Annotated in this window: 10 protein-coding genes, 2 tRNA genes and 1 pseudogene; 10 read left to right on the top strand and 3 right to left on the bottom strand. The window is 71.7% G+C overall.

Translation table 11 applies throughout. From position 1 onward, the window contains the following. Window positions 1–996 (top strand): hypothetical protein (locus B7767_RS20990; protein WP_085573550.1); only part of this gene is annotated, 996 nt, incomplete at its 5' end. A 182-nt stretch (window positions 997–1,178) separates the two neighbouring features. On the opposite strand, the gene B7767_RS20985 is transcribed toward B7767_RS20990, so the two are convergent. Then, on the bottom strand, window positions 1,179–2,291 hold the full coding sequence (locus B7767_RS20985; protein WP_085573549.1) for a M48 family metallopeptidase: 1,113 nt from the start codon (window positions 2,289–2,291) through the stop codon (window positions 1,179–1,181). Between the two features lie 351 nt (window positions 2,292–2,642). On the opposite strand from B7767_RS20985, the gene B7767_RS46485 reads away from it, so the two are divergent. The 9 genes from B7767_RS46485 (at window position 2,643) to B7767_RS20945 (ending at window position 7,485) form a co-directional block, all read left to right on the top strand. After that, window positions 2,643–2,807, top strand: a complete 165-nt coding sequence (locus tag B7767_RS46485; RefSeq protein ID WP_179167223.1) for a hypothetical protein — start codon at window positions 2,643–2,645, stop codon at window positions 2,805–2,807. A 61-nt stretch (window positions 2,808–2,868) separates the two neighbouring features. Further along, window positions 2,869–3,507 (top strand): nicotinate-nucleotide adenylyltransferase, encoded by a 639-nt coding sequence (gene nadD, locus B7767_RS20975; protein ID WP_030858189.1) that lies wholly within the window; start codon window positions 2,869–2,871, stop codon window positions 3,505–3,507. 16 nt (window positions 3,508–3,523) lie between these two features. Next, window positions 3,524–5,251 carry an LCP family protein gene (locus B7767_RS20970; protein WP_085573547.1) on the top strand — a complete coding sequence of 576 codons (1,728 nt, stop codon included), beginning with the start codon at window positions 3,524–3,526 and terminating at the stop codon, window positions 5,249–5,251. Between the two features lie 94 nt (window positions 5,252–5,345). After that, window positions 5,346–5,789: a ribosome silencing factor gene (rsfS, locus tag B7767_RS20965; protein WP_085573546.1), complete on the top strand. Its 444-nt coding sequence runs from the start codon at window positions 5,346–5,348 to the stop codon at window positions 5,787–5,789. Next, window positions 5,786–6,454, top strand: coding sequence for a histidine phosphatase family protein (locus tag B7767_RS20960; protein ID WP_085573551.1), 669 nt, complete (start codon window positions 5,786–5,788; stop codon window positions 6,452–6,454). The genes rsfS and B7767_RS20960 overlap by 4 nt, the downstream gene beginning before the upstream one ends. A 132-nt stretch (window positions 6,455–6,586) precedes the next feature. After that, window positions 6,587–6,659 (top strand) — tRNA-Ala (locus tag B7767_RS20955). Between the two features lie 201 nt (window positions 6,660–6,860). Beyond that, on the top strand, window positions 6,861–7,034 hold the full coding sequence (locus B7767_RS44760; RefSeq protein WP_006136075.1) for a hypothetical protein: 174 nt from the start codon (window positions 6,861–6,863) through the stop codon (window positions 7,032–7,034). Window positions 7,035–7,037: 3 nt separating this feature from the next. Next, window positions 7,038–7,271, top strand: coding sequence for a hypothetical protein (locus tag B7767_RS20950; protein ID WP_019523121.1), 234 nt, complete (start codon window positions 7,038–7,040; stop codon window positions 7,269–7,271). 141 nt (window positions 7,272–7,412) lie between these two features. After that, window positions 7,413–7,485: transfer RNA gene (locus B7767_RS20945), tRNA-Ala, on the top strand. A 158-nt stretch (window positions 7,486–7,643) separates the two neighbouring features. On the opposite strand, the gene B7767_RS20940 is transcribed toward B7767_RS20945, so the two are convergent. Continuing rightward, the gene (locus B7767_RS20940; RefSeq protein WP_085573545.1) at window positions 7,644–9,254 is read right to left on the bottom strand and encodes an NADH-quinone oxidoreductase subunit NuoF family protein; all 1,611 of its coding nucleotides are present in this window, start codon (window positions 9,252–9,254) and stop codon (window positions 7,644–7,646) included. Window positions 9,255–9,438: 184 nt separating this feature from the next. Continuing rightward, window positions 9,439–9,958: pseudogene (locus tag B7767_RS20935) on the bottom strand (cytochrome b/b6 domain-containing protein); the annotation flags it as partial.

Raw genomic sequence — 9,958 nt, 5'->3', positions numbered from 1 at the left:
GTCTTCGACGAGTCCTTCGTCCGCGCTGCCCGGCTCCAGGAGTACTCCGCCGAGCAGCGGATCACCGACCACGCGCCCGCCGTGCGCCGCCGCCCGCCGCGCGGCCGCGGCGGCCTGTCCCGGCAGGCGCTGGTCCTGGTCCTGCTGATCGCCGTGGCCTTCGGCACCGCCGTCTACATGGGCCTGCGCCACCCCTACCGCAACCCCGCCGCCGACGACCCCGCCGAGCCGCTGCGGATGACCGTCATCCCGCTCGCCCCGCGGGGCGGGGTCCCCGGCACCGCCGACGTCGAACGGCTGTACGCGCACAGTCCGGCGGCGCAGTTCCGGCCCGGCGCCGAGGGGGTGCCGCTCCCGGCGTCCCGGAGCACCGCGCACTTCTCCGACGGCCAGGTGGTGACCGCGCTGCTCACCGCCAAGGACTACCTCGTGCGGTCCGCCCTCGACCCGGGCGTGCTCACCGGCGGCGAGACCCGGCCCGTACGGGCGCTGCTCGACCCCGGGCAGCTGGACCAGTTCGACCGGAGCTTCGACCGGCCCACCGCCGACGGACGGCACGCGCCCACCGGATGGCTGGTCCGCTTCGACCCCGCACGCGTGCGGCTGGTCGACCGCGAGATCCGGGTCCAGGGCACCATGCGGGCCACCGAGACCGACTCCTCCACCCTCGAGGTCACCACGGACCACACGTTCGTCTACGCGCTGCGCCCGGCCGGCACGGGCCCGGACGCCGAGGCGTCCCTGTTCACCGTCCGGCGCGAACTGCACTTCCGCTTCGACCGCGACGACCTGCGCCTGCACCAGGCGGAACTCGTCGTCGCCCAGGTCCAGGCCGGTCCGCTCTCCTGCGCCGAGGACTCCACCGCCCGGCTGCGCCCGCTGCTGGCGGGCCAGACGGCGGAGAAGACCACCCCCACCGCCACCGACCCGTACGCCACGGGCGGCGCCCCGGCCCTGTGCGGCGCCCTGGCACCGGGCGCCCAGCCGAGACTGTGAGCGCGGGGCGGCCGCTACGGGTCCGAGAGGGTTCTTTCGCCCCTCCTCAAGCGCCGGAGAGGCTGAGATCCAGCCTCTCCGGCGCTTGAGGAGCGGGTCCCGGGGCGGAGCCCCGGGCCGGGACGGGAAGGGGCGGCGGGGGCGACGACCACCGTGGTCCGCCGGCCCGGGGCCGGGCGGACCTACGCGCTGTCGCGCGGCGGCTCGTCGTCCTCCGTGCCCGACGGCGTGCCCGGCTTCGGCGGCCTCGGCTCCGAGGACGTGAAACCGCCGAAGCCGCGGCGGACCCGGCCGCCCAGGTCTCCGGCGCCGCCCGCGATGTCGCTGACCAGCTTCATCAGCGGGTCCTTGGAGTTGCGCACCTCGTCCGCGTAGCTGCTGGCCGACTCCCGCCAGGAGTCCCGTACCGAGGCGTCCTTGTCCTCGTCGCGGCGCGGGTAGTGACCGTCCATGATCCGCTGGTAGTCGCGGGTGGCCGCCCACTTCTTCAGCTCGGCCGCCCGCACCGTGGTGAACGGGTGCGAGCGGGGCAGCACGTTGAGGATCTTCAGCACGGAGTCGCGCAGGTCGCCCCCCGCCTCGTACTCCTCGGCCTGCTCCAGGAACGCGTCCACGTTCATCTCGTGCAGGTGGTTGCCGCCCGCGATCTTCATCAGGCCGCGCATCGAGGCTTGCAGGTCCTGTCCGACCAGCAGCCCCGCGCGGTCCGCGGACAGCTCCGACTTGCGGAACCACTCCCGCAGCGCCGTCACGATCGCCATGATCGCGACATTGCCGAGCGGGATCCACGCGACCCGGACCGCCAGCGACGTCAGGAACAGCAGGATCGTCCGGTACACCGAGTGCCCGGACAGCGCGTGCCCGACCTCGTGCCCGACGACCGCCCGCATCTCCTCCTCGTCGAGCAGCTCCACCAGGCCCGTGGTCACCACGATGATCGGCTCGTCCAGGCCGATGCACATCGCGTTCGGATTCGGGTCCTGCTTGACGTACATCGGCGGGACCTTCTCCAGGTCCAGGATGTAGCAGGCGTCCCGCAGCATGTCGTTGAGGTGGGCGAACTGCCGGTCCGAGACCCGTACCGAGTCGGACAGGAACAGCAGCCGCAGACTGCGCTCGGGCAGCAGGCCGCTCAGCGCCTTGAAGACCGTGTCGAAACCGGTCAGCTTGCGCAGCGCCACCAGCGCGGAACGATCCGCCGGATGCTCGTACGCCCGCGTGGAGATCCCGGGGAAGCGCCTGCGCTGCCTGCTCGGCACGCTCTCGTGCCCGTTGTGCTGATGGCCGTCGGACATGTATCCCCCATGTGCGTCTGAGTGATCCTTCGCGGATCCTTGTACGGCCCTTCGCTCCCCCGAGGCGAGGCCCAGCCCGGGCGGAGTCACCGGGGACGGGCGGACGGGACGGCCGAGGAGGCGCGGGGATCCTGCTCCGGGTGCTTCTGATCGTGATGGTGGCGGGTGGTGCGCTCACCGCGTGGTTCCTGTCGCGCGGCTACAGCCGGAAGGACGACTGAGCGGCGGAGAAGGTTCCTTCCGCCCGCCACCGGGCCCGCAACGGCGGAGTCGGCGTGATCGACGCGGAGGCGCCCGCATACGATGAGCCGACGTCCTTGTCCCGCCCACACGCGATAGGTCCTGCCGAAGATGAGCATCCACAGCACCGCTGCCCAGTTCGCCACCCTTGCCGCCGAGGGCGGAGAGCACAGCGGCAACCACGAGAGCCTCAGCCCCTACCTCACCGGCGGCGGCGCCCTGTTCGTCCTGCTGCTCCTGCTGTGGATCACCACCCGCTTCAACCGCGACCGCTGAGCCTCCCGCCGGCCGCCCTGGCGGACGGGGTGTTCAGGCCGGGCCGGTAGGGTCTGCACGCATGGGAGAGCAGGACATGCCTACCGGCCCCGGCAACGGCCCGGCGCGGCAGGGCAGGCGCCGTCTCGGCGTGATGGGCGGCACCTTCGACCCGATCCACCACGGGCACCTGGTGGCGGCCAGTGAGGTCGCCGCGCAGTTCCGCCTCGACGAGGTGGTGTTCGTCCCCACCGGCCAGCCGTGGCAGAAGAGCCACCGCGCGGTGTCCGCCGCCGAGGACCGCTATCTGATGACGGTCATCGCGACCGCCGAGAACCCGCAGTTCTCGGTGAGCCGCATCGACATCGACCGCGGCGGCCCCACCTACACCACGGACACCCTGCGCGACCTGCGCGCGCTCAATCCGGACAGCGACCTGTTCTTCATCACCGGCGCCGACGCCCTCGCCCAGATCCTCACCTGGCGCGACAGCGAGGAACTGTTCTCCCTGGCGCACTTCATCGGCGTGACCCGGCCCGGCCACCACCTGACCGACGCGGGCCTGCCCGAGGGCGGTGTCTCGCTCGTCGAGGTCCCCGCCCTCGCCATCTCCTCCACGGACTGCCGTGCGAGGGTCGCCAAGGGAGAACCCGTCTGGTACCTGGTGCCGGACGGAGTCGTGCGCTACATCGACAAGCGCGAGCTGTACCGCGGCGAGTGAGCCGAGAGGGGCACCGGTGAACGACCGATACGACGCGGGATACGGGGCCGACGGGGGCGGCGCCCCGTACGAGCTCGTCGGCTACGACGAGTACGGCCGGCCTGTCTACCGCCAGGCCACGGACCAGCAGATCCAGCAGAGCCAGCAGTACGACGGTTACCCGCAGCAGGGCTACGGCTACGACCCGTACCACACGGGCGGGCACCAGCAGCCCTCGTACGACCCCTACGGGACCGGGACCGGGACCGGGGCCCCGCAGCAGCCGCAGGCGCCGTCCTACGACTCCTACGACCCCTACGGCACCCAGCAGGGCGGCCAGGGCGGCCAGAGCACCCCGTACGACCCCTACGGGCAGACCGCGCAGTCCGCGCACACCGGGCAGCAGCCCCGCGTCACCGAGCAGACCGCGCACATCCCGCAGCAGCCCGGCCCGGCCGACGACGAGCAGGACCCCGACGGGCCCGCACCGGAGTACCGCACCGAGCAGTTCGCCTTCGTCGAGGAGCCCGACGGGGACTCCGAGGACGTCATCGACTGGATGAAGTTCACCGAGAACCGCACCGAGCGCCGGGAGGAGGCCAAGCGCCGCGCCCGCAGCCGGATCATCGCCCTCGTCGTGGTGTTCGCCCTGGTCGCGGCCGGCGGCGTCGGCTACCTCTGGTACGCCGGGAAGCTGCCGGGCCTGTCCGGCTCCGGTTCCGGCACGGGCACCACGACGGCCGCGGGGGCGCAGAAGCGGGACGTCATCGTCGTACACCTGCACGACACCACCGACGGCGGCACCGCCACCGCCCTGCTGGTCGACAACACCACCACCGAGCAGGGCACCACCGTGCTGCTGCCCAACTCCCTCACCCTGACCGCCGACGACGGCACCACCACCACGCTCGCCAAGTCGGTCGAGGACGACGGCTCCGAGGGCACCAGGACCGCCCTCGACACCGTCCTCGGCACCGACATCGAGGGCACCTGGCGGCTGGACACCCCCTTCCTGCTCACCCTCGTCGACCTCGTCGGCAACATCGAGATCGACACCGACACCGACGTGCCCGACCCGGACGCCGAGAAGAAGGGCGAGGCGCCCCTGGTCAAGAAGGGCAAGGACCAGACCCTCAGCGGCAAGATGGCCGTCGCCTACGCCACCCACCGCGGCTCCGGCGAGGCCCAGAACGCCCAGCTGGAGCGGTTCGGGCAGGTCCTGCACGGCGTCCTGCGCAAGATGACCTCCGACCCGGACGCCGCCACGACCACCGTCCAGACCCTCGGGCAGATCATCGAGCCGCCGCTCACCGACAAGGACCTCGGCTCCTTCCTCGCCCGGCTCTCCGACCGCGCCAAGGGCGGCGACCACAAGAGCGCGCTGCTACCCGTGCAGGACGACGGCACGCTCACCGCGGAGGCGAGCGACAGCGTCGTCAAGGACGTCCTCGGCGGCACCGCCAAGAGCCCCGACAAGGACGCCGCCGTCAGCGTCTCCGTGCGCAACGCCACCGGGACGAAGGACAACACCGAGAAGGCCCGCGTGGTGCTCCTCAACGGCGGCTTCACCTTCCGGGACGCGGGCACCGCCGGCACCGCCGAGACCAGCTCGAAGGTGGTCTACGCCGACGCCGCCGAGAAGGAGAACGCCACCGAGGTCGCCAAGACCCTGGGACTGCCCGCCGGCTCCGTCACCAAGGGCGAGGTCTCCGCCAACGCCCGCGTCTCGGTCGTCCTCGGCCAGGACTACGACCCCGGCTCGTAGCGCGCCCCGGGCGCACCCTCCGTCATCACGGAGGGTGCGCCCGGCGGTCCGTGAGACCCTTGAGGTCAAGTGTCCACCGACCGAAAGCCTCGCAGTGACCGCAACCGACCGTTCCCTCGAGCTCGTCACCACCGCCGCCCAGGCGGCCGCCGACAAGCTCGCGCACGACATCGTCGCCTACGACGTCAGTGACGTGCTGTCCATCACCGACGCCTTCCTGTTGGCCTCCGCGCCCAACGACCGCCAGGTCAAGTCGATCGTCGACGAGATCGAGGAGCGGCTCAGCAAGGAGCTCGGCGCCAAGCCGGTCCGCCGCGAGGGCGACCGCGAGGCCCGCTGGGTGCTGCTCGACTACGTCGACATCGTCGTCCACGTCCAGCACAGCGAGGAGCGCGTCTTCTACGCCCTGGAGCGGCTGTGGAAGGACTGCCCCGAGCTGGAGCTGCCCGAGGACGCCAAGGCCACCCGCGGCAAGGCCGCCGAGCACGCGAAGCTCCAGGAGGCCGAGGAGGCCGCGCAGCCGGACGGTGAGTGGTGAGCGCCACCGGTGAGGTGGGCGGGTCCGCGCGCCGGGGCCGCCGCATCATCCTGTGGCGGCACGGCCAGACGTCCTGGAACGTGGAGCGCCGCTTCCAGGGCTCCACGGACGTGGAGCTCACCGAGACCGGCGTCGCCCAGGCCCGCCGGTCCGCCCGCCTCCTCGCGGGGCTCAAGCCCGACGCGATCGTCGCCTCCGACCTGAAGCGGGCCGCGGCCACCGCCGCCGAGCTCGCCGCGCTCACCGGCCTGGACGTCACCCTCGACGAGGCCCTGCGGGAGACCTACGCGGGTGTCTGGCAGGGCCTGACGCACGACGAGATCATCGCCAGGTACGGCGACGAGTACACCGCGTGGAAGCGCGGTGAGCCGGTCCGCCGGGGCGGGGGCGAACTGGAGACCGAAGTCGCCGACCGCGCCGCCCCCGTGGTGCTGCGGCACGTCGACAAGCTCCCCGGGGACGGCACGCTCGTCGTGGTCAGCCACGGCGGCACCATCCGCACCACCATCGGCCGGCTGCTCGGACTCGACCCGCACAACTGGGAGAGCCTGGGCGGTCTCACCAACTGCTGCTGGTCCGTCCTCGGCGAGGGCGCCCGCGGCTGGCGGCTGCTCGAGCACAACGCCGGCACCCTGCCGGAACCGGTGCTCGGCGACGACGACTGAGAGTGCTTCGATCCGGCCCCGGGACGCCCCGGGACCCGGATTTCACTTTCCGGCAGGTCACAGGCTAGAGTTCTTCTTGTTCGCCCCGCCGAGCGGGAGGGAACACCAGGAAGCCGCCTCACGTGGCAACCAGGGGCTATAGCTCAGTTGGTAGAGCGCCTGCATGGCATGCAGGAGGTCAGGAGTTCAATTCTCCTTAGCTCCACATGACGAAGATCCCGCCTCCCCCAGGGAGGCGGGATCTTTTGTTGTCCGCCGTTGAGCAGGACGGCTCTCGCGGGCGTATACCCCTGCGAGGTGCCGAGCCGTGTCCCGACCGGTACCACGGCGTCGCTGACCGTGTCGGCCCGGTCGTGGCAGAATCAAACGGCCGGAAGGGGGCGCGGCCCGACGGGAGGGAGTTGTGATGCCTGCGAGCATCCTCGAGGAGGTCGACCACCTCCTCGGAGCGGTGTCGACGCGACGGACCTCTACCCGCCTCAGCTGCCCTTCCTGCGGTTCCGCGCACGTCGCCCAGGTGCTCGGCGACAACGGCGGGATCTCCTACGTGTGCACGGCCTGCGGCCACAGCTGGAGCTGACCGATGGGTGCACACAGGCGGAAGTGCGACTGGTGCGGCAGCGGGACGCCGATCGTCCGGGACATGGAGCCGCTCAACCCCGACTACCAGTACTGGTGCGAGGAATGCGCGCGGGCGCTGATCATAAAAGGCGACCCCATCGAGACGTACCGCGAACTCGAGGGGGAGCCGATCTACGGCCGGCTGCTGGAGGAGCACTGCACGCTCAAGCGCTTCTATTCGTTCGTGACCGCGTGACCCCGGCAGGGGAAATTCGGGACATAGGCGAGCGAAGCGAAACCGATTTGGTGTTGGCCCGGGTCGACCGTGTAAAGTTGGCGTCGCCGCCGGGGAAACCGGGCGACACGAACGACACGCGGCTCCGCCGCGTGAAAGCAAGGGGCTATAGCTCAGTTGGTAGAGCGCCTGCATGGCATGCAGGAGGTCAGGAGTTCAATTCTCCTTAGCTCCACAGAAGTCGAGGGCGGATCATCCGAACGGATGATCCGCCCTCGCTGGTTGTCCGGGACCTCACTGCCCGTCCTGGGCCTCGCCGGTCGTCCCGGTCCTTGTTCGTCGTCCCGGTCCTTGTTCGTCGTCCCGGGCCGCCGTGGCGGCCCGGGACCCGTCTCAGCGGCCCAGGGCGCGCCGGCCGCGCCCCTGCGAGAGCACCGGCAGATTGCGGGACGGCGCCTTGGCCTGGGGCGACTCGTCCTCGATGCGCAGGGCCAGCGCCGGGCAGCGGCGCACCGCCCGCAGCGCCTTCGCCTCCGCGAAACGCGGCACCTGTGCCTGAGCCACCGTCGGGAAGCCGTCCGCGCCGAGCTGGAACACCTCCGGGAGGATGTCCGCGCACAGGCCGTGGCCCCGGCACAGCGTCCAGTCGACGTAGATCTTCTGGCGGCTGGGCCCGTTCTCCTCGCCTCCGCCGCCCGGGATGCCCGTAGGGGCCCTGCCCCCCTCGAAGAGCGGCAGGACGCCCGCCACGGGCCGTCCGCAGCCGTTGCCGAGGACATGCGCGGCGAGGTCGTCGGTGAACGCCCTGATGGTCGACTCCAGGAACATCGCGGAGCCGTCCGGGTGCGAACACGCCCCGCGCCGCTTCACGTTCTTGGCGACCTGCTTGACCGCCTCCAGGGCGGCGGGACCGCCGCCGTTGAGGATGTCCTCCAGACCGCGCGCGGCGGCCGGCAGCCCCAGGTAGCAGGGGCCGCACTGGCCGGCGCTCTCCTCCGCCAGCCACTGGGCGACCCGCAGCGACTCGCCCAGCGGACAGGTGTCCTGACTGATCGGCAGGATCGCCCCGGCGCCGAGCGCACCGCCCACGGCATCCAGGGAGTTGCGGGAGACGATCGCCTCGTTGACGGTCGCCGCGTCGATCCACTTGCCGTGGTAGCCGCCCGTCAGCACCCCCTGCGGCACCGGGGGAGCCCCGGCGAGCTGGAGGATGTAGCGCAGCGGCACACCCGTCGGTGCCTCGATCACCATCGGGCGGGCCACCGCCCCCGACACCGTGAGCATCACGGTGCCCGGCTCGTCGTACAGGCCGGTGTTGCCGTAGCGCTCCGGGCCGATGCGGGCGGCGATGGCGAGCTGGGCGAAGGTCTCGGCGTTGGACAGCAGCGTGGGCGCGCCGCCGACGCCGTTCTTCGAGGCGCTGGTCTTGCGGCCCGGGGGGATCGCCGGGCCGCCGTCGATCGAGCGGATCAGGGAGGCCGCCGCGCCCGTGACCATGCGGACCGGGTTGCGCTGCACGCGGGCGCGCAGCGCGGAGCGGCGGCCGTTGTTCAGGCCTCGTTCGGCGAGCGCGGCCTCCATGGAGCGCTGGGTGGACTCCCGGGTGACCCCCACCACGAGCGTGCGGGCACCCATGGCCTCGGCGCACAGGAGCGCGCCGTCCAGGATGAGGTGCGGGGCACGGTTGATCAGCACCGTGTCCTTGCGGCAGGCCGGCTCGTCCTCGCTGCCGTTGACGACGACGACCGGCCGCACGCCGCGTTTGATCGCCGATTCGGCGACCGAGCGCAGCTTCTTGTGGAAGGGGAACCCCGCGCCGCCGCGGCCCCTGAGGTTGATGCGTTCGGCGAGCTGCGCGAGCTGCTCACCGCCCAGCGGCTCGAGCGGCCCGTGCACCTTGAGGTGCATGGGCAGATCGAGCCGGTCCACAAGGTCGAAGCCCGACGTGAGCTGGGGAAGCCCGACCACGCGGACTTCGGGTACGTCGGGCAGGGCCTCGTTCACCGGCGACCTCCGAGGATGCCCCCGGCTTCGGCCGGGGGAGGAATCGGGCTCCTGCGTGGCAGGGCGGGAAACGGGGTTTCACCCCGAAGGCGGCGGACGGACCACTTGACCGGGTGGTCCGGCTGCCGTGCGTCGCGAGGGCCAGGCACCCGCGACTCTTCCGTTGCTGTTGTCGGGGGAGGACTCAATTGAAGCCTCCGGACGGCGTGTTCGGTGTGTTCCAGGATTCGCCCGAACCCGGTGCGTCGAAGTCGTAGGACGACGACGCGCCGGGGTTCGGTGCGGGGACGGGACCGCTGTTGTACGTGTCACTCGGGTTGTACGTGTTGTAGAGGCCGTTCGTCTCACCGGTGTCGTACACATCACTCGAACCGAACCCGGAGGCGGTCGAATTGTCATAGGCCGGGATGGTGTATCCGGTGTCCTGGAGCGGGTCGTACGCCGACGGCGGGGCCTCGCCGACCGGCGGCGGGGACGGGACCGGCCAGTTGCCCGAGGTGCTGGAGGGGCCGTCCACACGCGGGATGGCCTCCGTGGGCTGCATGTCCAGCGGCAGTTCCATGCGGGAGGTCGCGTCGGTGAGGGGTGTCTGTCCGGCCGGCGGCCGGCCGGGCGCCGACACCGCGCGGTAGGCGGCCGCGAAGCCGTTCGCCGGTTCCGGCGCGGGCGCGCGCTCGGCGGTCTCGTACAGCGGGCGCCCGTCG

Source organism: Streptomyces sp. 13-12-16 (assembly GCF_002114215.1).
Classification (GTDB): Bacteria; Actinomycetota; Actinomycetes; order Streptomycetales; family Streptomycetaceae; genus Streptomyces.
This window is presented reverse-complemented; position numbering and strand designations above follow the sequence as displayed.